The following is a 24,920-nucleotide window of genomic DNA, read 5'->3' on the forward strand; positions in this document are numbered from 1 at the left end:
ATCAAATCTTTAAATGAGTTATATACTGGAAACCTTTATATTTGTTTTAATGAATTTTTTAACAAACAGCATTCTTTTTAGACGAATATCCATTTTTATTTCATTGGTAATTGTCTCTTTGATTCTTTGGAACACCTATATTTTCTTTCAAAAATTTAAAGAAGATGAACGTATTAAGATGGAAATTTTAGCAGATGCACAAAAAGAAATTGCCTCGAATACTGACCTCAATGCAAGTGTGAGTTTGCCCTTAAAAATTATAGAAAGTAACACAAATATTCCTATGATTTTAGTGGATAATAAAGGAGAGTTTATCACATCTCAAAACTTAGACTCCACAAAAGTTTTAAATCCAAAATACATCAAAAAAATACTTGCTAAAATGAAATCTGAAAATACTCCAATAGAGGTAAGTATTTCAGGCAATAACAAACAATATATTTATTACAGTGATTCTGATTTATTAAACAGACTTACTTATTATCCGTTAGCATTAGTTTTAATTTTGATTTTATTTTTATCTGTTGTGTATCTCTTCTACAGTTCTAACAAAGCTGCAGAAACCAATAGATTATGGACAGGAATGGCAAAAGAAACTGCGCACCAAATAGGCACACCTTTGTCTTCTTTATTAGGTTGGGTTTCGATTTTAAAAATGGAGAAAGTTGATGAAACTTACATTGATGAAATTGAAAAAGATGTGCATAGACTAAATACCATCGCCAATCGTTTTTCTAAAATTGGTTCTGTACCTGAACTGAAAAAAGAAAACATTGTTACGGTTACTAAGCAAGCTTTTGATTATTTAGAATCTCGCAGTTCTAAACAAATTTCATTTTTATTTTTAACTACTGATGATGAAATATACACCAACATTAATACAGAATTATTTGGTTGGGTTATAGAAAATCTCATTAAAAACGCTATTGATGCGATGTTAGGCAAAGGAGAATTGATATTAAATTTAGAGAGTACCTCTAAAAAAATAAAAATTACGGTTTCTGATACTGGTAAAGGAATGTCTAAAAAATTATTTAAACAGATTTTTAAACCCGGTTTTACTACAAAAAAACGTGGTTGGGGTCTAGGATTATCTTTATCTAAAAGAATTGTTGAAGATTATCACAAAGGCAAAATTTTTGTACAAAAATCTGAATTGGAAAAAGGAACTACTTTTGAGATTTTGTTGAATAAAATCTAATTATTTAATCTTTCTAAAAACTAGATAGTCAATTTTTTATAATTTCTAATAATTAAAGAGGTAATTAATAATCCTATTCCTATTCCCATTAGAAAACCTTTTATAACATCATTTAATGTTATAAAATGACTAACTATTTGTGAAAATGCAATTAGTAACAATCCAATAGACAAAATTGTCAAAGTTTTTCTTTTATTTATTTTTTTCATGAGTTATTTTTTTTTAGGAATTATTACGTGTTTATACTTTTTGAATTTTACCATTATGTATCCAAAAACTAAACCGCCAAACATCCAAAAAATAAATTTAATCAAAGTAATTTTAAGGGTAATTTCTTCACCATCTATTAAAGGCCAAAAAAATGCCATGGCTACAAACATCCAAATACCCCAAGCTAAACCAACTTTTACCCATTCTTTCATTTTACTGAAATTTTTCAGCTATACGTTCTGCTAAAGCAGTAAATTCATCATCAGTTAGTTTCTCTTTTTTCATAAACTGCATATCTGCCATATTGTTAATAGGTATCAAATGCACATGAACATGAGGCACTTCTAAACCAATAACACTAAGTCCAACTCTATTACAAGGAACCGCTTTTTCTAAAGCTTCTGCAACTTGGTATGAAAAATCCATTAACGCTAAATATTCTTCTTTAGACAAGTCAAATATTTTGTTTTCTTCTTTTTTAGGCACAACTAATGTATGCCCTTTTGCATTAGGATTAATATCTAAAAAAGCAATATAATCATCGTTTTCTGCAACTTTATAACAAGGAATTTCTCCGTTAATTATTTTGGTAAATATGCTCATAAATAGTCTTTAAATATTAGTATTTAGACAATAGTAAATATATTAAAAAGAATTCGGGTTTTGGCAATGCCAAAACCCGAATTTGTGATTTATAGATTCCTGCTTTGGCAAGAATGACAGACAAGTTTACCTAGAAATTTCTATAATTTCAAATTTCATAATTCCGTTAGGAACTTGAATTTCTGCAATTTCTCCTACTTTTTTCCCTAACAAACCTTTACCAATTGGTGAGTTTACAGATAATTTTCCGTTTCTAACATCTGTTTCAGAATCTGCTACTAATCTGTACTTAAACTCCATTCCGTTTGTTGTATTTTTAATAACTACATTAGAGTGAATTAATATCTTAGAAATATCCAATTGAGATTCATCTAAAATACGAGCGTTCGCTACTACATTTTTTAATTTTGCAATTTTAGTTTCTAAATGCGATTGCTCTTCTTTTGCTGCATGATATTCTGCATTTTCACTCAAATCACCTTTATCTCTTGCGTCTGCAATTTCTTGAGTTACTCTTGGTCTTTCAACTTGTTCTAGTTGCACCAACTCGTCTTTCAATTTCTTTAATCCTTCTTCAGAATAATACGATATGTTGCTCATAATGTGTTCTATTTAAAATAAAAATCCCATCGCCAAAATAGGAATGAGATTAGAATACAAATGTACAAAATATTTGTAACTTGCCAGCGTTTTAATAGTGATGAACACAAATTATGATTAAAAAAGCACTTCTTTTTATTACATTTTTAACAATTTTAAGTTGCTCTAATAATGAGAACTTACAAAATTGTATTCAATCATTGCCATTAAGTATTACTGCTGATTTAAACAATCCTGAGTTAATCAGTGCACTTGTTCCTGGCGGATTTGTAGAACTTAACAATAGAGGAGAAAAAGGAATTCTACTAATAAACGTTAACGGAAATGAATTTGTTGCTTACGATAAACGTTGTCCTGCAAGCGATTGCAATCAGCCTATGACTTTTGAACGTGGTATTGTCTTAAAATGCCAATGTGATAATAGCGAGTATGGTGTTGGGTTTGGTATTGGTGGTCAACCACAAACTAATGGTTTTGTTTGTCCAGCGATAGAATACAGGGTAATTAAAAACGGAACTGTACTTCGAATCACTAATTTTTAATAGCATAAAAAGTTTAAGTTGCGTATTTTTGTCAAAACGTAATTCTATTAAACGTGAAAAATTATTTTTCTTCAGATTTTAAATTAGGAGTTTTAGGTGGTGGGCAATTAGGAAGAATGTTGCTGGCTGAAACTCAAAAATTTGACATCCACACCTCAATTTTAGACAGTAACAAAAACGCACCTTGTGCAGAAATTTGCAACAAGTTTGTTGTTGGGGATTTATTAGATTTTGATGCTGTTTACAACTTTGGTAAAACAGTAGATTTGTTAACTATTGAAATTGAAAATGTAAACTTAGATGCCTTAGATAAATTAGAAGACGAAGGTCTGACCATTTATCCAAAGCCAAAAGATTTAAGAATTATTCAAAGTAAAGCAAGACAGAAAAATTTTTATGTAGATCATCAAATTCCTACTGCAGAATTTTTACATTATGCTTACAAAGAAGAATTAAAACATTCTGTTGAAAATGATATTATTGATTTTCCATTTGTTTGGAAAGCAGCACGTTTTGGTTATGATGGAAATGGCGTAAAAATTGTTAGAAATACTGATGATTTAAATAGTTTACCCAATGTAGAATGCATTACAGAAAAGTTAATTCCGTTTAAAAACGAATTGGCGGTAATTGTAGCAAGAAATGACGATGGAGAAACTACAACGTATCCTGTTGTAGAAATGGAATTTCATCCAGAAGCCAACCAAGTAGAATATGTTATTTGTCCTGCAAGAATAAATAGTCAAGTTGCTGAAAAAGCGAGAGCAGTTGCTTTAAATGTAGTAAAAGAATTAGATTTTATTGGGTTGTTAGCTGTAGAAATGTTTCAAACTGTTGATGATAAAATCTTAGTAAATGAAGTAGCTCCAAGACCTCATAATTCTGGTCATTATTCTATAGAAGCGAGTTATACCAATCAATTTGAACAACATTTACGTTCTATTTTAAATCTTCCTTTAGGAAATACAGATAGTAAAGTTGCAGGAATTATGGTGAATTTAGTAGGTGCAGAAGGTTTTTCTGGTGATGTTGTTTATGAAAACCTAAATGATATTTTAAAAATTGATGGAGTTACACCTCATATTTATGGTAAGAAAGAAACACGTCCGTTTAGAAAAATGGGACATGTTACTATTGTAAATTCTGATATTGATACTGCAAGAAAAGTAGCGCAACAAGTAAAAGAAACGATTAAAGTAATAAGCAAATAATTATGGTAGGAATTATAATGGGAAGTGATTCTGATCTTCCAATAATGCAAGAAGCAATTGATGTTTTAGAAAGCATGGATATTCAAATTGAAGTAGATATTGTATCTGCGCATAGAACTCCAGAAAAATTATTTGATTATTCTAAAAATGCACATACAAGAGGTATAAAAGTAATTATTGCTGGTGCAGGTGGTGCAGCGCATTTACCTGGTATGGTTGCGAGTATGAGTCCGTTACCAGTTATTGGAGTCCCTGTAAAAAGCAGAAACTCTATTGATGGTTGGGATTCTGTGCTATCAATTTTACAAATGCCTGGTGGCGTACCTGTTGCAACAGTAGCTTTAGATGGTGCAAAAAATGCAGGAATTTTGGCTGCGCAAATTATTGGTGCTTCAGATAAATGTGTTTTAGATAAAATTATTGCTTACAAAGAAGGCTTAAAACTAAAAGTTGAAAAAGCTTCTGAACGTGTAAAGAAATAAACTAATACTATTCTTAATAAAAAAAGCTCAGAAATAAATTATTTCAGAGCTTTTTTTATTTTAGTAATTAACCATATACTACTTAGTAATCATTATTTTTTTGTTAAAAACTCTATTATCTTCTAAAGTAACTGCTATAATATAAACACCTCTAGACAATTTAGAAATATGTTTAGTTTGTGTTCCTAAAAAACTAGCTACTTTTCTACCTTGAATATTATAAAGTGAAACTTTTTTTACAGTTTCTAAATCATATTTAACTATTAAATTCTTACCTTCATCAATATAAACAGATAAGTTTTTAGAGTATGTAGACAAAGAATCTGTATTTAAGGATTTTTGATATCTACTTCTTTTTTCTTTAGTATAGATAACTTTAAATCTTGTATTATTTTCTCCAGTAGTTTCAATTGTAAAATCGTATTCTTGTTGTCTTAAATCTACAGTAATTTCTTGTTCTGTATCTATAAGGTATATATAGTAATCTTCATCTATATATTCTTCTTGAATCTTTATTGAATAATCACCTGTTTCATCTACAACATATCCCATTTTAACAACAACCTCATCTTCTACTAATTCTGGTAAACCTTGTATAGTTGCTTTATTAGTTTCGTTTGCTATGGTGTAAAATCCTAATGATTTTTGACTGGTATCAAAAGGAGCATCATACAACCTATCAAAATCATTTGTAGCTCCTTCAATAAAACCTACTAATAATGTATTCATTTTATCATTATGATTTAAAGAAAACCAAGAACGTCCTGTAGTTTTTTTAGTGCTAGAATTTGTATTGGAACTTCTATAAAACGTTGCATTTTTACCTGGAACCTGATGTGTAGTTTTAAAAGTTATTTTTAAATCAGAATCTGTGCTTTCTGTTTTAATAAAAAAACCTTGTCCTGCTCCAATATAACTGTTTGTAATAGATGTGGCATCACTAGTGCCTGTTAAATTATAAACTAAATACTCAGACACATTATTTTCTCCTATTTGAGATGTTTCTTGACTCCAAAAGTAAACCTCTCCATTTATTTCTGTATTATCAGGATCTGTAACAACTAAATCCCAATCTATGGCTGCAGGGTAAGGATTACCTACTAAATTATCACCTTTATCAGACCAATCATCACCATTATTATCTAAACCTTCAAGGTTTGTTGTATTGTAAATATTAACTGCAATATCTCCTTTATTTATATTTCCTGTAAAGGTTCTTAATTGTCCACCTGAACCTTCATTTTGAACTGCATAACCAGCTCCTGGTTCAAAATTTGATGTTCCATGAAGTATCCAATCTGAATTATTTGTACTTGCTCCAAAAGCATAAATAAGTTCTGCATCTGGAAAAACTGTAGCAATATTAGAATCTGCACTATTTACAGGTGAACTCCAATAAGAATAAAAATCATTACCTCCATAAGAAGGAGTAGTTCTTTGTATTTCAAAAGTACCTGCACTTATACTCGATTCTTTTTCTCTTAGAATTAAACTTGCTGAATCTTCCACAGTAATAGAACCATTGTTTAGTAAATCGTAGGCAATTTCTAAAGTACCTCCTGCCTCTATTGTTATTTCTGCACCTGTTTCTACTTCTAAGTCTCCTGTAATAATATGTTCACTACCTGTAATTACTGGGTAGTTACTACCAGATGTTTGCTCTTGAATAACTGCTGCCTCTTTTTTTAAAAAATTTGGCACAGCACCACCTACCCAATTAGAACCAGTATTCCAATCTGTAGATCCTGCTGTATCACTCCAAATAATTGTATCTACAGGAGATACTGTTGCCTCTTCTGTGCTAGTATTATCATTTGCTAAATACGTAAAAGTATCTCCATCTAAAATAGCAACCAAATCATCTGTACCAACTGTTGTAATTATATCTGATTTGTAATCATCTATTTCTTGTGGCGTTCTTACCCTATTCCAAATCCTGAATCCCCATAAATATCCTTCAAAATAATTAGTTCCTGAAAAACTTGTTAAAGCTGATGAACTATAGAAATAATCAGAATCTAATTGATTTGTCCATCCTGTTGAAGTTATACTAGGAAATCTCACACTAGCATCTTTATATCCTAGTCTCATAGTATTATGACCCCCAAACTGATAACCAGAATTTTCACCAATTAATGTCCCATCTAAATAAAACTTTAACGCTGTATTTTGATTAGCTCCCATTGGATTTGTGGTATTATTCGCGGCCTGAGCATCATCTAAAACAAGTGCCACATGATACCATGTATCAGCAGAAATTGCTTTTCTAAAATAGGTTCCTTCCCATCTTGGAGTGTAGTCTGCTCTATTATATCCTCCTACAACTAAATACCCTCCTTCAATATATGCTACAACAGCTCTAGTACCTGCACCTTCTTTCATAATAAATTGTCTAGTAGTAACTTCTGCTGCTTTAAACCATGTCTCGTAAGTTCTGTTGTTGGTAGTTCTTCTGTTAATATTGTTAATACTAGTATTAGTAGCGTCACCTACATTTATAAAATCATCTACACCGTCAAAATAAAAACCATCATTATCTGTTTGAGCAAAACTCAAACTTACCATTAAGTTTAAAATTAATAATAATATATTTCTCATAATTAAAATTTTAACCAACTTTAATGTTGCAATTAAAGTCCTTACAAAAATAATTTCAAATATTCTAAACTCTTAGAAGAATTCGTTAAACGGACCTTTAGTGTCGCTAAAATGATATTACAACAAAATAAACAATAAGATTAATGAATTCTTTATATTTGAACTCTAAAAAAGCAACGTAAATGAACCCACTTTTACAAGATTTTAACACAGCTCCTTTTTCTAAAATTTCTAATGATGATTACAAACCTGCTATAAAAAAAGCCATTGAAATAGCAAAATCTGAAATTGATGAAATTATAAATAATTCTTCAAAACCATCTTTTGAAAACACAACTGTTGACTTAGATTTTACTGGTGAAAAACTAAACAGAATTACAAGTATTTTTTTTAATTTAAATTCTGCTGAAACCAATGATGAAATTCAGAAAATAGCACAAGAAGTTTCTCCTTGGTTGAGTGAATTTAGAAATGATATCACATTAAATGAAGCTTTATTTAAAAGAGTAAAAACAGTTTATAACAATAGAAAAAATCTTCATTTAACTCCTGAACAAGAGATGTTATTGGAGAAACAATACAAAGGTTTTGCAAGAAACGGTGCTAATTTGAATGAAAATGATAAAAGTAGACTAAGAGAAATAGACACGAAACTCTCTAAACTTTCGCTTCAGTTTGGTGAAAATGTTTTAGCAGAAACCAATGCTTTTGAACTTCATATTACTAAAGAAGAAGATTTATCTGGGTTGCCAGAATCGGCTAAAGAAGCTGCTCATCAATTGGCTAAAGAAAAAAATAAAGAAGGTTGGATTTTCACGTTAGATTACCCAAGTTACATTCCTTTTTTAACCTATGCTGACCATAGAGAATTGCGTAAAAAAATGGCAATAGCTTTTGGTGCTAAAGGTTTTCAAAATAATAAAAATAACAATGAAAAAATTGTTTTAGACATTGTTAACTTGCGCCATCAAAGAGCAAATTTATTAGGTTACAAAACCCATGCACATTTTGTTCTAGAAGAAAGAATGGCTGAAAACCCAGAAAAAGTAATTTCTTTTTCTAATGAATTACTTGAAAAAGCAAAACCTGCTGCAAAAAAGGAATTCGAAAATTTAGAGAAATACGCCAAAAAATTAGACGGAATTGACCAATTGCAAAAATGGGATGGTGCTTACTATTCAGAAAAATTAAAAAAGGAAATTTTTGATTTAGATCAAGAATTGCTAAAACCTTATTTTAAGCTAGAAAATGTTATTGATGGAGTTTTTGAAATTGCAAATAGATTGTACGATTTACATTTCGAAGAGATTTCTACAATAGACAAATATCACGAAGATGTAAAAACATACAGTGTTACAGATACTCAAGGGAATTTTATTGCTGTTTTTTATGCAGATTTTCATCCAAGATCTGGTAAACGTAATGGAGCGTGGATGACATCTTACAAATCACAACAAATTAAAAATGGTGTAAACGAAAGACCTCATGTTTCTATCGTGTGTAATTTTACAAAACCTACACCAACCAAACCATCATTATTAACTTTTAACGAGGTAACTACTTTGTTTCACGAGTTTGGGCATGCATTACATGGCATGTTAGCAAATACCACTTATAATAGTTTATCTGGTACTTCTGTTTCTTGGGATTTTGTAGAATTACCAAGTCAGGTTTTAGAGAATTGGTGTTATGAAAAAGAAGCCTTAGAGTTGTTTGCAAAACATTATGAAACTGGAGAAGTGATTCCAATGAAATATGTAGAAAAAATTAAAGAATCTGCAAGTTTTCATGAAGGTATGCAAACACTTCGTCAATTGAGTTTTGGATTATTAGATATGAAATGGCACAGTGAAAATCCATCAGAAATAACTTCTGTAAAAGCGTTTGAAAATGATGCGTTTTCTGAGACTAAACTATATCCTGATGTTGCAGAAAATTGCATGAGTACTGCTTTTTCTCATATTTTTCAAGGAGGTTATTCTGCAGGCTACTATTCTTACAAATGGGCAGAAGTTTTAGATGCAGATGCATTTGAGTACTTCTTAGAAGAAGGAATTTTTAACAAAGAAGTGGCTATTAAATTTAAGGAAACAGTATTGTCTAAAGGAGGAACCATACAACCTATGGAATTGTATAAAAGTTTTAGAGGCAAGGAACCAAAACCTGATGCTTTGCTAAAAAGAGCTGGTTTGATTTAAATATCGATACTAATTAACACTTTTTATTGATGATTGTAAGCAAGTACTAATTAACTTCTCATAAAATCTAAAATCTATAAGGATTTATCATAAAAAAATCGTAAATTTAAGTAATCATTAACCCCCATTTTAATGAGAAAGCTTAGATATTTCATATTATTTTTATTATTTCTAAAAAGTAGTTTATTTTTTAGTCAGGATTCTTTTAATGTATCTATTCATCATGACACCAAATTATTACTTTTTGGTGATGATAGAGGAAATCATGCAGGCACCATAAATCTACTTGCAAAAGTTGAAATACCCATTGTTAAATTTGCGAATAGTTATGTTATTGCTTATCCTGCGTTTGAGTATGCAGCTTTACATTATGCTCCTTTAAGGCGTTATTTTGTTGGTGTTGGTTATGTGCAAAAAGATGTATTTTTTTCTAATTTAAACTTTAGTATCAAAACAAATTATGGTTTTATAAACAGAATGCAAAATACTACTGGAAGTTTTGGATTTAGCATAGAAGCTTTCTATAGAATTTCTAGACGGTTTTCATTAAGTTATCTTCATCAAATAGTGCAGAGAACAGATTTTAAAACATTGTATAATATCAAACCAGAGATGAAAAACAGTAGTTTTTTAGGAATAAAAGTACATTTTTAATTCATGTTTTTCGCCTCAATCCATTTACTCAAATATTTGCTAGCTTGTAGCGTTTGATACTGCAACATACTTCCTAAAAAATTATGAGCTCTATGCGCATCTATATTTTGACGCAATTCATTCATTTTTTTGATGAGTGAAACTCCTAATTTTTCTTTATCATAAATGCTATTGATGATTGCTCTTCCGTTTTTTTGAGCGGATTTCCAAACATCTTTATTCGTATATAGTTTTATCGCTTTTTTTGAAAATTCTTCGTAATCATCCGTAATAAAACCATTCCAAGGTAGGGTATCATGCATTCCTTCTGCACCAATTTTTGTGGTTACACTTGGCGTTCCAAAAAGCATTGCATCTGTAAGTTTTCCTTTTATACCAGCTCCAAAATGTAAAGGTGCTAACAGTACTTTTGCGTTTTCAATGACCTCTTTTGCATTTTCTGCAAAACCTTGAATTAAAAAACCGTCTTTTGGATTGTTTAAGTCTTGAATTTGCTGATTTACATACGCTCCGTAAATATGCATTTCTGCATTAGGTATTTGCTTTCTAATAGATTTCCAAATCTGTTTTTTTAGAGTAAGAACAGCATCAATATTAGGTTTATGAAAAAAGTTACCAATAAATACAAAATGATTTCTTTCTTCAAAAGATTTCCAATTTTCTGTTTGATTAGTAGTAATCTTATCAAATAAAAAAGGCAAATAAAAAAGTATTTTCTCATCAATTTTAAAAACTGATTGTAGCAAATCCATTTCGTAAGTAGAAATAATTAACGATAAATCACAACGCAGAATCGCTGCAATTTCTCGCTTTGCCTCATCCGATTTTAGTAAAGCTTCTGTGGTAAACTTTTTACCTTTTTTATATTGCTGATGTCTAACTTTTCTTAAAAAATGTAGGTCTTCTGTATCTAAAATTCGTAAAGCTTTGGGGCAATGTTCTGCAACTCTCCAACCAAATTGTTCTTCCATCATAAAACGATCAAACAAAACAATAGTAGGATCTAATTTTTGAATAAAATCATCAAAACTTTTAGAATTTAATTGAATAGAATGTTCATCAACATCAATTGATTTTAAGTCAAAAGCGTTTTTGTTTTTTTGTGCAGGAGATGCAAATGCAATCTTATAATCTTGTTCTAAAAATTGTGTTATCAACTGCATCATTCTGCTTCCTGCAGCAGAAGAATTGGGTTCTACCCAAACATAACCAATTATTAAAACTGACTCTTTTGTCAATTACTTAGCGTTCATTTGTTGTTTGTATTCACCTTGAACTTTTTTACCCCAAGATACAATTGCTTCAATCTGTTCAGGAGTTAAATTTGCTTCAGAATGTGTCCAAGTATAAGAATCTAAAGGCATTTCACCTTTTTCTACCTCTTCATATAACTCATCCATTTTGTGTTCTTTCTTCTTTAAAGAATAAGAACTCCATTTAGAAAAATTCAAATGTTTTTTACCATCTGCTACGTGTTCTGCTAACCAATAGTTTACTGGTGTTATTGAATTGTACCAAGGGTATCTAGTTTTGTCTGAATGACAATCAAAACAACTTTCTTTTAAAATTTTATGCACTTCTGATGGTGGATTTGTTTCTGCTATAAAAGCACTAACACTTGCTAAATCTCCTTCGTTTTTTTCTGGTCCAAAGAACTGAGCAATGACAAAAACTACTACTAAAATCCAACCTATTTTTTTAAGAATTTTCATGAAATAAATTTTAAGAATTCGAGAGAGTAAATCTACTGAATTCTCCCTATATTCTGTAAAAATATCCGTATTTTTGTCAACTATTATTAAAAATTAAACCGAAAGGTTACACAATACGCAAAATTACATTTACTCATGAAATACGATATCATTGTTATAGGTTCTGGACCAGGAGGATATATCTCAGCAGTTAGAGCTTCTCAATTAGGTAAAAAAGTGGCCATTATAGAAAAATATCCAACATTAGGTGGAACTTGTTTAAACGTTGGATGTATTCCTTCTAAAGCTTTACTAGATTCTTCTCATCATTACTATGATGCTGTAAATCATTTTGAAGAACATGGAATTTCTGTTTCAACACCATCTTTTGATTTTGGTAAAATGGTAGAAAGAAAAGCCAAAGTAGTAGAAACTACTACTGGAGGAATCAAATACCTAATGGATAAAAATGATATTGATGTTTATGAAGGTTTGGGTTCTTTCGAAGATGCTACTCATGTTAAAGTAACTAAAAATGATGGTTCATCAGAAGTAATTGAGGGTACAAATATTATCATAGCAACTGGTTCTAAACCATCAACTTTACCTTTTATTGAAATTGATAAAGAAAGAATTATTACCTCTACAGAAGCTTTAAAATTAAAAGAAGTTCCAAAGCATTTAATTGTTATTGGTGGTGGTGTAATAGGTCTTGAGTTAGGTTCAGTTTACAAACGTTTAGGTGCAGATGTTTCTGTGGTAGAGTATGCTCCAAAAATTACTCCAACTATGGATGCTGATGTATCTAAAGAGCTACAAAAGGTACTAAAAAAGCAAGGTATTAAGTTTAACGTTAGTCATGGAGTAACAGCTGTTGAAAGAAATGGAGATGAAGTGGTTGTAAAAGCAACCAATAAGAAAGGCGTTGAAGTTGAGTTTAAAGGCGATTATTGTCTAGTTGCTGTTGGAAGAAGAGCGTATACTGATGGATTAGGTTTGGAAAAAGTAGGTGTAGAAGTAAATGAACGCGGACAAGTTGCCGTAAATGATCATTTACAAACTAATATTTCTAATATTTATGCAATTGGTGATGTAGTTAAAGGTGCAATGTTAGCGCATAAAGCTGAAGAAGAAGGTGTTGTAGTTGCTGAATATTTAGCTGGAGAAAAACCTCATATTGATTATAACTTAATTCCTGGGATAGTTTACACATGGCCAGAAGTAGCTGCTGTTGGTAAAACTGAACAAGAATTAAAAGATGCTGGTGTAGATTATAAATCTGGTAAGTTTTCTATGAGGGCATTAGGTAGATCTCGTGCAAGTGGAGATATAGACGGATTTGTAAAAGTATTAGCGGATAAAAATACGGATGAAATTTTAGGAGTTCATATGGTTGGCGCACGTGTAGCCGATTTAATTATGGAAGCTGCAGTTGCTATGGAATATAGAGCATCAGCAGAAGATTTGGCAAGAATTTGTCATGGTCATCCAACTTATTCTGAAGCAGTTAAAGAAGCTGCAAAAGCGGCTTGGGATGGAAAACCATTGAATGCTTAAAAGTATTTGTATACAAGAAAATAAAAAGGTGCTGAACGAATTCAGCACCTTTTTATTTAAATTCTAAAAGAACGATTGATAAAAGAAAACCATGTATAATTTGTGTTGCACTTATCACAAGAATACGCTCTTGTACCTGGTATTAATTTAGTAAATGTATTTCTTTTCATCCTGTGTCTAGAAACAGATTTGCATCTTGGACATGCTTTCATAAGAATAGTCATATTTGTTTAACCCTGTAAAGGTACTAAAAACCAATATAATAGAGGCATCTAAAAACAAATTTACTACAACAAGAAATTAAATTAATAAGTAATTTAGTCAGACTCTAAAAGAACGGTTGATAAAAGAAAACCAAGTATATTGAGTATTACATTTATCGCATGAATACGCTTTTGTACCAGGTATCATTTTTACAAAAGCATTTCTTTTCATTCTATGTCTAGAATCAGATTTACATTTAGGACAGGCTTTCATTTTGCAGGAGGATTTAGGCTTAACACTTGCAATCTACTAAAATTCAATCAATTACAACTGAATTATCTTAACCCAAACCTGATATTTATTGATTATATGATATTAAGTTGATCTTTTGTTTAAATCATAAAAAAATACACACTTTTTAATGAAATAATAAAATTACTATTTGTTTAGTTTTCGGTTTGTTTTAATTATGGCTTGTTCATTTTTCCAATCAATCCATTTTTGCCCTTTTATTCTTCTCATAACATTATCCAATGTTCGCATGATAAAAACATTATAAATTGCTTTTGATAAGTTTTTTGGTTTTCTGGCAATAGCTCGTAAACTCATTGAAAAACCTGGAGTTATGTAGCGCATGTAATGCCAAAAACCTTCTGGCATATACAATACATTTCCGTGTTCTAACTCAGCAACATAACCTTTTGCGTTTTTTAATGCTGGCCATTTTTTAAAATCTGGATTGTTAAAATCAATATCTTCTCTAGTGATTAAAGAATGTGGAATTTTATACAAATGCTCATTCTGATCTTGATCAAACAGAATACATTTCTTTTTTCCTTCAAAATGGAAATGAAAAATGTTGGCCAAATCAATATCATAATGCATAAACGTGTAGGAATCTCTTCCTCCAAAAAATAACATGGGTAAACCTTTCATTAGTCGTAAACCAAAATCTGGATAAGAAAAGTCTTTTTGTAAAACAGGAACTTCTTTTAAAATATTCCACAAAAAAATTCTGAATTTAGTAGGCTCACGTTTTAGTAAATCTACATATTCAGACATTTTCATAGTTGCGTGAGGTTCGTTAAAACCGTCTTTGTAATCTACAGGTCTATCATCATAAAGTGGTACAGTTTTATCTCCTGCAACCTCTTTCATATAGGCTAAACTCCATTTTTTATACGCTGGCCAATCTTCAATAAAACGCTCAATAATTACTGGTTTTTGAGGTTTAAAGTAGTTTTTTATAAAATCTTCTTTGGTAATCGTTTCAACACGATCTATTTGAGTTAAGTTTAAACTCATGTTATTTAAAATAAAAAAACAAAGTTAAGAAAATGTAACGAAAATCTTTTATTTAAGAAGAAATCCATCACCTTAAAAAGTGATGGATTTAAAAAATTAAGCTATTAAAACAAATTATTTCATAGCAAATCTTGTTTCTAATTATAAGTAGTAGAAAAGTAACTTTTGTTACACTAAAAAGAAAAATATTGTCTAAAAAGTAGTTTAGAGAGTCTAACTGAGCTTGTCGAAGTTTTTTAAACTTGATGGATAAATTAAATAGTCTTCGACAAGCTCAGACTGACTTTTTTAGTTAATTATTACTTTTAAGACAGTCTCTTTAAATATTTTGAGAAATTAAATTATTAAAAATTGTAACGTAAACCAAATAAAGCATTGCTTGGTGGCATAGGTACAAAACCAGTTTCTATATAATCTGCATTAAAAATATTATTCGCTGTAAAAGTGAATTCAAATTCCTGAAGACTAACAATTATCGATGCATCCCAAACATTATAACTTTGTCCGTCTGCACGTTCTGCGTGTTTGTAAATGATATTCTGACTCACATTTTTAAACAATTGTGTTCTTAAACGAGTTGTAAAATGGTGCTTTAATGTGTTTAATGAATAACGCGACAAATCTCTATTTTGATCTATAATATCATCCTCTAAAAAAGTATATCCTACAGCTATATTTTGATTAAAATCGTTGATTTTAAAACCATAATTTGTATCAAGTTCAAAACCTTTTGTATTTACATTAGCAATGTTAGTGGCTGTAAAAGTATTTGTGTTAGCATCTGGTCTAATAAAATCGATTAAATTATCTGAATCTCTATTAAATAAAGATACGTTCATAAAGAAAGCATTTCTTGTATATTTAAATCCAATTTCTTGAGCAAAAGCTTCTTCTGGTTGCAAATTAGGGTTTCCTGCTGTACTAGAATCGTTATAGTACAAATCCGTATAAGTAGGAATTCTAAAAGTACTCCCTATGTTACCATAAACTTTAAAATTCTCAGAGAAATTATAGCCAATATCTAATCCTGGAAAAGCGTGAAATTTAAAATCAGAAAAATAAGTAACTGCAACACCTGGAGTGACATCAAAATCACCAAAATTAAAACGGTGTTCTAAAAATAAGTTCGCCATCATTCTGTCTCTTTGCCCCAAATTATTACTGCTAATTGAAACTCTAGAAACATCTACTCCAAAACCAGTAATTCCAAGATTAGAATTGTAAGATGCATTTGCTTCTGCACCTACTTTGTTTGTAATGTGTAAGTTTCTGTAAAAAGATGGGTCATCTCTTTTTAACAAAAAGATATCTTGACCTCTTCTCCAATACACTCTTGGTGTAATTTTAAGGTTTTCTGTTTTAAAAGTAGTAGAAACTCCAACTAAACTATTTTGTGTTTCTTCGTATTCATTCAATCCAAAGCTTTGAGGAGTATAAAAATTTTGGGCTCCAAATTTTTTATCAAAAAAGGTAGCAATTACATTTATGGGTTGTTTTTGTTTGTTAAAAACACCCTTTAAAAAATAATTGTAATTGTTATAGTCAGAATTTTCTCTATACCCATCTGAAGTTAATGCACCAATATGCGCTATAATGGTAGTATTTTCTGAATCTTTACCCAAAGTGACAGAGCCATTTAATTGTCCAAAAGAACCTGCTTCTACATTTGCAGAAACGGTACAGTTTAGTTTTTTCTTTGTCACAATATTAATTGCTCCTGTAAAAGCATTTTGTCCAAAAACTCTTGCTGCAGGCCCTTTTATAATTTCTATACGCTCAATAACCTCTATAGGTAAAGCTGCATTTAATGTATGATGTCCTGTTTGTGCATCATCCATTTTAATTCCATCAATTAAAAGCAATGTTTGATCGAAACCTCCACCTCTAATGTATAAATCTGATTGACTACCTGCGGTACCTCGTCTTCTAATATCTACACCCGCAACTTGTTGTAATAAATCTGCAACATTTGTTGCTGCACTATTTTTAATAATATCTGCAGTTACAATTTGTATAGTTCTCGAATTCTCTTTAAAAGGAATTTCAATTCTATTTGTAGTAATTACCACTTCTTTTAAGGTATCTCTTTTTATAGTATCTGTTTGCGCATTTGTTTTAAAAACACAAAACGTCAATAGTAATACTAAGGTAAATTTAATTCTCATAATTCATCATTTAAAAACGCTGCAAAAGTGGTAACTTTCCGGACGATTAATATAGTCCAGTTTTAAAATGTCTAATAGTCCGGTTGAACATCTTTTGAAGCAATTCATAACTTTTGATAAAAAGTTATCACAACCTGTATACATTCAAGTTTCTCAACAGATTATTAATGCTATACAGCTAAAGTATATTCGTAAAGGTACTGTTTTACCAGGAACCCGAAAGTTTAGTACTCTTTTAAAGATTCATAGAAATACTGCTGTTGCCATTTATGAGGAATTAGCTTCTCAAGGTTGGGTAGAAATCATCCCCAATAAAGGAACTTATGTTCTAGAAATTGAGAAAAAACCTATCAAGATCATTTCAGAAAAAGTAAACTATAATTATACGTATGCAAAAGCAACAGGTTTTCCTTTTCAACAATCCTTTCATTTAGCATCTACTGCACAATTAACCAGTGCAACCTATACTATAAATGATGGAAAACCCGATTTAAGATTGCATCCTGTACATCAATTTACAAGATGGTACAGTGCTGCTATGAAACGAAAAAACTTAATCAAAAAATGGAATAGACCTACCGAGTTTTCGCAATCGCTTTTTAAAACACAATTGTGTAATTATTTAAATGCCACAAGAGGTTTTAACATAAGACCCAACAATTTAGTGAGTACTAGAAGTACAGAAATGAGTTTGTATATTGTTTCTCAGTTGCTCATACAATCTAATGATATTGTATTAGTTGGAGAGTTGAGTAATTATGCCTCAAATATGATTTTTCAGCAAGCAGGTGCTACAATTTTAACTGTTCCCATAGATGATGAAGGTTTGGATATTAATTACATCAAAAATAATTTTACAAAAGGAAGTATTCGATGTGTGTATGTATGTGCACAAAGAGATTATCCAACATTGGTAACACTAAGCATAAAACGTAGATTGGCTTTGGTAGAACTTGCCAAAACATACGGTTTTGCTATTATTGAAGATGATTACGATTACGATTTTCAGTTTGATGGTTCTGCAATATTACCTATGGCGAGTGCAGATGTAGACGGAATGGTCATTTATTTAGGTAAACTTGGGCAATCTTTATTTCCTAGTTTTCAAACTGGTTTTATAGTTGCTCCAAAAAATCTAATCTCCGAAGCAAACAACTATTTACAATTGTTAGACAATCAAGGAGATTTAATACAAGAGCAAATGTTATCGGAATTGATTTATGAAGGTGAGATATATCGTTTGATGAAAAAAAACATCATCATTTACAAACAAAGACGCGATTATGTATGCCAACTACTCAATACCTATTTTACTAAGATCGCCCATTGGAAAATACCTTCTGGTGGATTGGCTATTTGGATAGAATTTTCCCAAAAAATATCACTCTTAAAACTGGCTGAAGAAGCAGCAAAAAACGATTTATTTTTACCCAAAATAATACTGTATCAAAACCAGAAAACTTGTGCCATTCGTTTTGGGTTTGGGCATCTAAACTTAGATGAAATGGAGCCTATCATTCAGAAATTAAAAAATGCCTACAATAAAATTACACCTTTATAAACGTAGTTTTTTAACACAATAAGATATTAACAAACCTCTTTTAATATCTTTTTTTTTGATACTTTTATACGATGTTTTCGCTTGTAGATTGTAATAACTTTTATGCTTCTTGTGAACGGGTTTTTAATCCGAATTTACAAAATAAACCTGTTGCTATTTTAAGCAATAATGATGGTTGCGTAATTTCTATGAGCGATGAAGCTAAGAAACTACAACTCCCTTTTGGAGCACCAATTTTTAAATGGGAACAATTTTGTAAAGAAAAAAATATTACAATTCTATCCTCCAATTATCCTTTGTACGGAGATATGAGCGCACGAGTAATGAATATTTTACGAGATTTTTCTCCAGACATCGAAGTCTATTCTATTGATGAATCTTTTTTAGAATTTAAAGGTTTTGAAAATTATGATTTTGAAGAATATGCAACTAAAATTAGGTCTCGAATTTTAAAATGGACTGGTATACCCACTTGTGTAGGAATTGCCCCAACAAAAGCATTGAGCAAAGTAGCCAATAAAATTGCCCGTTCTAACTTAAAACAATCGAAAGGGATTTGTGTGATTAATTCTGATGAAAACAGGATAAAAGCACTAAAATGGACAAAAATTGGAAAAGTTTGGGGAATTGGAAATCGCTTAGAAAAACGATTACAAGCCAAAGGAATAGTAACTGCTTATGATTTTACACAAGTTTCAAGCGATTGGGTTTTAAAAAATTTTTCTATTGTAGAATGGCGATTGCAAAAAGATTTGCAAGGAATTTCTAAAATTCCCTTAGAAGATGCTGTTTCATCAAAAAAAATGATTGCAACTACTAGAAGTTTTGAAAACACCTATGGAGATATTGATAACATTAAAGAACGTATTTCTACATTTGCTACAAGTTGCGCTAGAAAATTACGTGAGCAAAAATCTAGCTGCCACGTAATTACTGTGTTTTTAAGAAGTAATCGTTTTAGCAAACATCAGCCTTACGAAAAAGAAAACAAAACGGTTATTTTATCATTTCCTACAGATTCCTCGTTAACCATTGCCAAAGCTGCTACAGAAGCTGTAAAAACTATTTTTAAAAAAGGAGTGCAATATAAAAAAGCAGGTGTTATTGTTTCGGGTTTGGTGCCAAATGACAATTATCAACTTAATTTATTTTTACACGAAAATCCAAAACATAAGCCACTAATGGCTGCTATTGACAAATTAAATGGTAAATTTAAATCCGATAAATTAAAGTTAGGCAATCAAGATTTACAACGCACTTGGAAAATGAAACAAGAACGATTATCACCTAAATTTACCACCAATATCAACGAAGTAATTACTGTAAAATAATGACAAAAAATTTAGTTTTTTTCACCCCAAAAGCTTCATCAGGAAATGGTGCAGTTTTGGTTGATACAGGAATTTCTGCTGGGTTTCCATCGCCTGCAGACGATTTTAGAGAAACCCGAATTTCTTTAGATGATGAACTCATTCAAAATAAAGACGCTACCTTTTTTGCCAAAGTAAAAGGACAATCGATGATTGACGCAGGTTTAGATGATAACGATTTGTTGGTAATTGATAGAAGTTTAGAACCTGCCAACAATAAAATTGCAGTTTGTTTTTTAGATGGCGAATTTACGGTAAAACGCTTGCGCGTAGAAAAGAATGAAGTTTGGTTACAACCAGAAAATATTAATTATCCCATCATAAAAATCACAGAAGAGAACGATTTTATGATTTGGGGTATTGTAACTAATGTGATTAAGAAAGTTTGAAACTAGCCTTAAAATATTACTTAAAATTTTTAAGAAAGCAAATATTGTTTTTGCTTTTGATTGTTTTATTACCATCAGGCTTTGCTCAAAACCGTGCAGCATTTCAAGATACCATTCCGTTTAGAACTGATTTAGGCTTAATAATTATTCCGATCACTTTTAATGGCGTTAAAAAACAATTTGCTTTTGATACTGGCGCTACACATTCTGTTTCTTATGATTGGGCAAAAAACGAACTAAAACCAACTAGAAAAACAATGAATATTACTTCTTCTAGTGGTTTAAAAAGTAAAATGCGGTTTTACAAAAGTGGATTAATAGAACTAGGAAGTAGAAAAATTAGAAGACACAGTATATTAAATACTGCTAAAAATGATGTGTTTTCTTGCTATAATATCGACGGAATTCTGGGTGTAGACATTATAAAAGAACTGAATTGGACTATTGATTTTGAGCGAAAAATTTTAGTGATGTATCCATCAAATTATTTTCCAGATAAAGTAAAAACGATGCATCGTTTAAACTTTGATTATCAAAATAAAAGACCTTATGTTTTTCTAAAACGAAAAAATAAAGAAATTCGCTTTCTTTTAGATACTGGAGCTGGAGGTTTTTCTAATATTTCTAAACGCGAATACAATTTTTCTACAATTGATCTTTATCCAAATTTATCAACACAAAGTGCTAGCATAGATGTAAATGGAATGCTTACCTCATCATTGGCTAAAATTGTTAAGTATGCAGAGGCTTTTTCTGGTGATGCTGCTATTTCACCAATTGTAGTGTACAATAACCAAAAATCCTCTAAAATAGGAAATCGATTATGGCAAAATAATGAACTTTTTTTGTCATTAAAAAAAGACAAATTATATAGTTTTAAAGCTAATATCAACAATACATTTAAAGGATATCCATGTTCTGTTTTATTTTATAAAAACAGAATGCGAATTATTAAAGTAGAAGAAGAAAGCGCTTTATGGAAAAATGGTGTGAGACAAGGAGATGAAGTAGTATCTGTAAATGGAAAACAGTTTGATAATTTTTGTGATTTAGACAACTATTTTAGAAAAACAGTTAAGCTTGCACAATCTTTCACAATAACTTTAGCTGATGGCAAACAATTTACTATAACCAAAAATTCTGTATTAAAAGATTAAAATTACTCTTTTTTAATATTTTATTATTGTTTTTCGATAATTTTTATATATTTGCATTGTCAAATAATAAAAACTATTATCTTATGAAAACAGAAAGAAAAATAATATTATCATCTCATTTTTTAAAATTTATAATGGCAATTCTATTTGTTACTGGCATAAGTTTAGTCGTTATCTATTTTCACTCTTTAAATTCTCCAGAAAAATATACAAGCCTGATAATTTCAAAAAATAATGGTTTAATATTTGATTCTAGTATAAAAGAAATTCCTAAAAACTATGATGAATGGAAAAACACGAAACAGCTTATTCACTTTAACTTATTAGAGAATTTTACAAAAGTTAGATTCTTATTATCAAAATTTACAAATGTAGTTGGTTACTTTTTTATAATTTTTTTATTCCATAAATTTTTAAAAAACGCCCTTACTCTGCAATTTTTCTTTGAATCTAATATTAAGATTTTAAATAAAATTTTATATATACTTCTTGGTTTATTTTTATTAAAACTACTCCCTTTTAACTTATATACAATGGTGTTTTTTAAGAATGGATTACCTCATTATGTTTCAAAAAGCCATATGGATTTAAACTTTCTATTTTATTATCCTCTATATATTATTTTTATCTATCTCTTAAAAATAGTTTTTAAACGAGGTCAAGAATTAAAAACAGAAAACGATTTAACAATATAAATATGGCAATCATTGTAAACTTAGATGTAATGCTTGCCAAACGTAAAATGCGGAGTAAAGAATTGGCAGAAATTATTGGCATTACAACCGCAAACTTATCGATCTTAAAATCGGGTAAGGCAAAGGCAATTCGTTTTTCTACTTTAGAAGCTATTTGTAAGGCGTTAGATTGTCAACCCTCAGATATTTTAGAATACCAAGAAGATTAATTCAAATTACGTTTCTCAATAAAAAAACGCTTTAAGAGTTGAGAGCATTCATTTTCTAAAATTCCACTAATAACTTTAGTTTTAGGATGCAAAGTAGTTTTCAAATTGACAAAACCTCTGTCTGGTTCTGAAGCTCCGTAGACAATTTTATCAAGTTGTGCCCAATAACTTGCGCCAGCACACATTTGACAAGGTTCTAAGGTTACATACAATACACAATCTTTTAAATATTTTCCACCTAAAAAATCGGCTGCTGCTGTAAAAGCCTGCATTTCTGCGTGTGCAGTAACATCATTCAATGTTTCCGTTAAATTGTGTGCTCTTGCTATTATTTTATCATTATGAACAATAATTGCACCTACAGGAACTTCGCCTTTATCAAAAGCAATTTGTGCTTCTTGTAATGCTTTTCTCATAAAATAAGTGTCATCAAAAGGTTGTATCATTGGTAAAGAATTATAAAAATCAATATTACAAAAAAGGATTATTGTATTTTTGTTGAATGTCGAAAAATTTGTTAGATAACATATCAAATCCTAGTGATTTACGAAAATTAAATCCTGAACAATTACCAAAATTGGCAAAAGAATTGAGGGATTTTATTATTGATATTGTTGCTACAAAAGAAGGGCATTTAGGAGCAAGTTTAGGTGTTGTTGAATTAACTATTGCTTTGCATTATTTATTTGATACACCAAACGATTTGTTGGTTTGGGATGTTGGTCATCAAGCGTATGGTCATAAAATTTTAACAGACAGAAAAAATATTTTTCATACCAACAGACAATTTGGGGGTATTGCTGGTTTTCCTTCAAGAACTGAAAGTGAGTATGATACTTTTGGTGTTGGGCATTCATCAACTTCTATATCTGCAGCTTTAGGTATGGCAATTGCCTCTAATTTAAAAAATGAAACAGAGAAACATCATATTGCAGTTATTGGTGATGCTTCTATTGCAAGCGGAATGGCTTTCGAAGCGTTAAATCATGCTGGAGTTTCTAAAGCAAATTTACTCATCATTTTAAATGATAATGCCATAGGAATTGATCCTTCTGTGGGTGCTGTAAAAGAATACTTGACAAAAGTTAAGAGTGATAAACGTTTGGCAGCACAAAACAACATTATAAAAGCATTAAATTTTGATTATTCTGGACCAATTGACGGACATAATATTCCAAAATTATTATCAGAAATCGAACGTTTAAAAACAGTTCAAGGGCCTAAGTTTTTACATGTAATTACCACAAAAGGAAAAGGTTTACAAAAAGCAGAAGAAGATCAAGTTACGTATCATGCGCCTGGAAAGTTTGATAAAATTTCTGGAGAAAGAAAGCAAAAAGAAGAAAATCCTTACACCAAATATCAAGATGTTTTTGGAAAAACCATCGTTGAATTAGCAGAAAAAAATGATAAAATTGTTGGCATTACTCCTGCAATGTTAACAGGAAGTTCTCTAAAGTTTTTAATGAATAAATTTCCAAAAAGAACTTTTGATGTAGGTATTGCTGAACAACATGCAGTAACATTAGCTGCTGGTATGGCAACTCAAGGATTGGTTCCGTTTTGTAATATTTATTCTACTTTTTTACAGCGTGCTTACGACCAAGTAATTCATGATGTTGCTTTACAAAATTTACCCGTAATTTTTTGTTTAGACAGAGCAGGTTTGGTTGGTGAGGATGGAGCTACTCATCATGGAATTTTTGATTTGGCCTACTTAAGGTGCATTCCTAACCTGATTATTTTCGCGCCAAGAAATGAAATTGAACTACGTAACATTTTATACACTGCTCAAACAGGTTTACAACATCCAATTGCAATTCGTTATCCTAGAGGTTATGGTAACATTATTGATTGGCAAAAACCTTTCGAAGATATAGAAATAGGTAAAGGAGTCTGCTTACAAAAAGGTGAAAAAGCAGCAATTTTATCTGTAGGAACTATTGCTTCAAACATCTCAGAAGCATTAGATTTAGTGCCTAATCTATGTTGTTTTTCTCATTATGATATGCGTTTTATCAATCCTCTAGATGAAAAGTTATTGCATACAGTTTTTAAAGAGCATACTACAATTATTACTCTTGAAGATGGCACTGTAAAAGGCGGATTTGGAAGTGCTATTTTAGAATTTGCATCAGCTTATAACTATAAAAACATTATTAAAACCATTGGTATTCCTGATGATTTTATTCAGCATGGAAGTATTCAAAAACTTCAGCATAAACTGGGTTTAGATGCAAGAAGTTTAGCAAACATATTTCAGTTTTATTCTTAATTATTTTATCTTATATACTTGAGACAATGATCAAAACTCAATA

General features: G+C 30.4%; 23 protein-coding genes. 14 read left to right on the forward strand and 9 right to left on the reverse strand.

The genetic code is table 11. The annotated features are described in order from the left end of the window. The first annotated feature begins 49 nt into the window (after positions 1–49). The gene (locus tag FP421_RS09680) at positions 50–1,201 is read left to right on the forward strand and encodes a sensor histidine kinase (protein ID WP_159950042.1); all 1,152 of its coding nucleotides are present in this window, start codon (positions 50–52) and stop codon (positions 1,199–1,201) included. Positions 1,202–1,413: 212 nt separating this feature from the next. On the opposite strand, the gene FP421_RS09685 is transcribed toward FP421_RS09680, so the two are convergent. From FP421_RS09685 to greA, 3 genes are all read right to left on the reverse strand, one after another. Beyond that, complete coding sequence (locus FP421_RS09685; RefSeq protein WP_159950044.1) at positions 1,414–1,623, reverse strand: hypothetical protein; 210 nt, start codon at positions 1,621–1,623, stop codon at positions 1,414–1,416. Position 1,624: 1 nt separating this feature from the next. Beyond that, positions 1,625–2,014, reverse strand: a complete 390-nt coding sequence (locus FP421_RS09690; RefSeq protein WP_159950046.1) for an HIT family protein — start codon at positions 2,012–2,014, stop codon at positions 1,625–1,627. 126 nt (positions 2,015–2,140) lie between these two features. Further along, positions 2,141–2,614, reverse strand: a complete 474-nt coding sequence (gene greA / locus FP421_RS09695) for a transcription elongation factor GreA (RefSeq protein WP_159950048.1) — start codon at positions 2,612–2,614, stop codon at positions 2,141–2,143. 113 nt (positions 2,615–2,727) lie between these two features. Here greA and FP421_RS09700 point away from each other — a divergent pair, with 113 nt between their 5' ends. The 3 genes from FP421_RS09700 to purE are packed head-to-tail and all read left to right on the forward strand — an operon-like array spanning position 2,728 to position 4,849. After that, positions 2,728–3,156, forward strand: a complete 429-nt coding sequence (locus FP421_RS09700) for a Rieske (2Fe-2S) protein (protein ID WP_159950050.1) — start codon at positions 2,728–2,730, stop codon at positions 3,154–3,156. Positions 3,157–3,209: 53 nt separating this feature from the next. Continuing rightward, positions 3,210–4,367 (forward strand): 5-(carboxyamino)imidazole ribonucleotide synthase, encoded by a 1,158-nt coding sequence (locus FP421_RS09705; RefSeq protein WP_159950052.1) that lies wholly within the window; start codon positions 3,210–3,212, stop codon positions 4,365–4,367. A gap of 2 nt (positions 4,368–4,369) precedes the next feature. Then, on the forward strand, positions 4,370–4,849 hold the full coding sequence (gene purE, locus FP421_RS09710) for a 5-(carboxyamino)imidazole ribonucleotide mutase (RefSeq protein WP_159950054.1): 480 nt from the start codon (positions 4,370–4,372) through the stop codon (positions 4,847–4,849). A gap of 78 nt (positions 4,850–4,927) precedes the next feature. On the opposite strand, the gene FP421_RS09715 is transcribed toward purE, so the two are convergent. Beyond that, positions 4,928–7,447, reverse strand: a complete 2,520-nt coding sequence (locus FP421_RS09715) for a T9SS type A sorting domain-containing protein (protein ID WP_159950056.1) — start codon at positions 7,445–7,447, stop codon at positions 4,928–4,930. Between the two features lie 182 nt (positions 7,448–7,629). On the opposite strand from FP421_RS09715, the gene FP421_RS09720 reads away from it, so the two are divergent. Further along, positions 7,630–9,645: a M3 family metallopeptidase gene (locus tag FP421_RS09720; protein WP_159950058.1), complete on the forward strand. Its 2,016-nt coding sequence runs from the start codon at positions 7,630–7,632 to the stop codon at positions 9,643–9,645. A gap of 132 nt (positions 9,646–9,777) precedes the next feature. After that, positions 9,778–10,299 carry a hypothetical protein gene (locus tag FP421_RS09725; protein WP_159950060.1) on the forward strand — a complete coding sequence of 174 codons (522 nt, stop codon included), beginning with the start codon at positions 9,778–9,780 and terminating at the stop codon, positions 10,297–10,299. Here FP421_RS09725 and FP421_RS09730 read toward each other — a convergent pair. Beyond that, positions 10,296–11,537: a glycosyltransferase gene (locus tag FP421_RS09730; RefSeq protein WP_159950062.1), complete on the reverse strand. Its 1,242-nt coding sequence runs from the start codon at positions 11,535–11,537 to the stop codon at positions 10,296–10,298. The two genes, FP421_RS09725 and FP421_RS09730, sit on opposite strands and share 4 nt — an antisense overlap. Then, positions 11,538–12,011: a heme-binding domain-containing protein gene (locus FP421_RS09735; protein ID WP_159950064.1), complete on the reverse strand. Its 474-nt coding sequence runs from the start codon at positions 12,009–12,011 to the stop codon at positions 11,538–11,540. A 135-nt stretch (positions 12,012–12,146) separates the two neighbouring features. Between FP421_RS09735 and lpdA the strand changes: the two genes are divergently transcribed. Next, positions 12,147–13,547 (forward strand): dihydrolipoyl dehydrogenase, encoded by a 1,401-nt coding sequence (gene lpdA / locus FP421_RS09740; RefSeq protein WP_159950066.1) that lies wholly within the window; start codon positions 12,147–12,149, stop codon positions 13,545–13,547. Positions 13,548–14,189: 642 nt separating this feature from the next. On the opposite strand, the gene FP421_RS09745 is transcribed toward lpdA, so the two are convergent. After that, the gene (locus tag FP421_RS09745) at positions 14,190–15,056 is read right to left on the reverse strand and encodes a cupin-like domain-containing protein (RefSeq protein ID WP_159950068.1); all 867 of its coding nucleotides are present in this window, start codon (positions 15,054–15,056) and stop codon (positions 14,190–14,192) included. Positions 15,057–15,400: 344 nt separating this feature from the next. Then, positions 15,401–17,221, reverse strand: coding sequence for a TonB-dependent receptor plug domain-containing protein (locus tag FP421_RS09750; RefSeq protein ID WP_159950070.1), 1,821 nt, complete (start codon positions 17,219–17,221; stop codon positions 15,401–15,403). A 67-nt stretch (positions 17,222–17,288) separates the two neighbouring features. On the opposite strand from FP421_RS09750, the gene FP421_RS09755 reads away from it, so the two are divergent. The 6 genes from FP421_RS09755 (at position 17,289) to FP421_RS09780 (ending at position 22,602) form a co-directional block, all read left to right on the forward strand. After that, on the forward strand, positions 17,289–18,782 hold the full coding sequence (locus FP421_RS09755; RefSeq protein WP_159950072.1) for an aminotransferase-like domain-containing protein: 1,494 nt from the start codon (positions 17,289–17,291) through the stop codon (positions 18,780–18,782). A 71-nt stretch (positions 18,783–18,853) separates the two neighbouring features. After that, positions 18,854–20,113, forward strand: coding sequence for a Y-family DNA polymerase (locus FP421_RS09760; RefSeq protein WP_159950074.1), 1,260 nt, complete (start codon positions 18,854–18,856; stop codon positions 20,111–20,113). Then, positions 20,113–20,541, forward strand: a complete 429-nt coding sequence (locus FP421_RS09765; RefSeq protein ID WP_159950076.1) for a LexA family protein — start codon at positions 20,113–20,115, stop codon at positions 20,539–20,541. The genes FP421_RS09760 and FP421_RS09765 overlap by 1 nt, the downstream gene beginning before the upstream one ends. 56 nt (positions 20,542–20,597) lie before the next feature. After that, a complete protein-coding gene (locus FP421_RS09770; RefSeq protein WP_159950078.1) occupies positions 20,598–21,698 on the forward strand; it encodes an aspartyl protease family protein in 1,101 nt (366 codons plus the stop codon). Positions 21,699–21,781: 83 nt separating this feature from the next. Further along, positions 21,782–22,393 carry a DUF2975 domain-containing protein gene (locus FP421_RS09775; RefSeq protein WP_159950080.1) on the forward strand — a complete coding sequence of 204 codons (612 nt, stop codon included), beginning with the start codon at positions 21,782–21,784 and terminating at the stop codon, positions 22,391–22,393. 2 nt (positions 22,394–22,395) lie between these two features. Continuing rightward, positions 22,396–22,602 (forward strand): helix-turn-helix domain-containing protein, encoded by a 207-nt coding sequence (locus FP421_RS09780; RefSeq protein ID WP_159950082.1) that lies wholly within the window; start codon positions 22,396–22,398, stop codon positions 22,600–22,602. On the opposite strand, the gene FP421_RS09785 is transcribed toward FP421_RS09780, so the two are convergent. After that, positions 22,599–23,048: a nucleoside deaminase gene (locus FP421_RS09785; RefSeq protein ID WP_159950084.1), complete on the reverse strand. Its 450-nt coding sequence runs from the start codon at positions 23,046–23,048 to the stop codon at positions 22,599–22,601. The genes FP421_RS09780 and FP421_RS09785 overlap by 4 nt on opposite strands. 56 nt (positions 23,049–23,104) lie before the next feature. On the opposite strand from FP421_RS09785, the gene dxs reads away from it, so the two are divergent. Then, positions 23,105–24,877, forward strand: a complete 1,773-nt coding sequence (dxs, locus tag FP421_RS09790) for a 1-deoxy-D-xylulose-5-phosphate synthase (protein ID WP_159950086.1) — start codon at positions 23,105–23,107, stop codon at positions 24,875–24,877. Positions 24,878–24,920 lie beyond the last annotated feature (43 nt).

This window comes from Polaribacter septentrionalilitoris, from assembly GCF_009832745.1.
GTDB classification, from domain to species: domain Bacteria; phylum Bacteroidota; class Bacteroidia; order Flavobacteriales; family Flavobacteriaceae; genus Polaribacter; species Polaribacter septentrionalilitoris.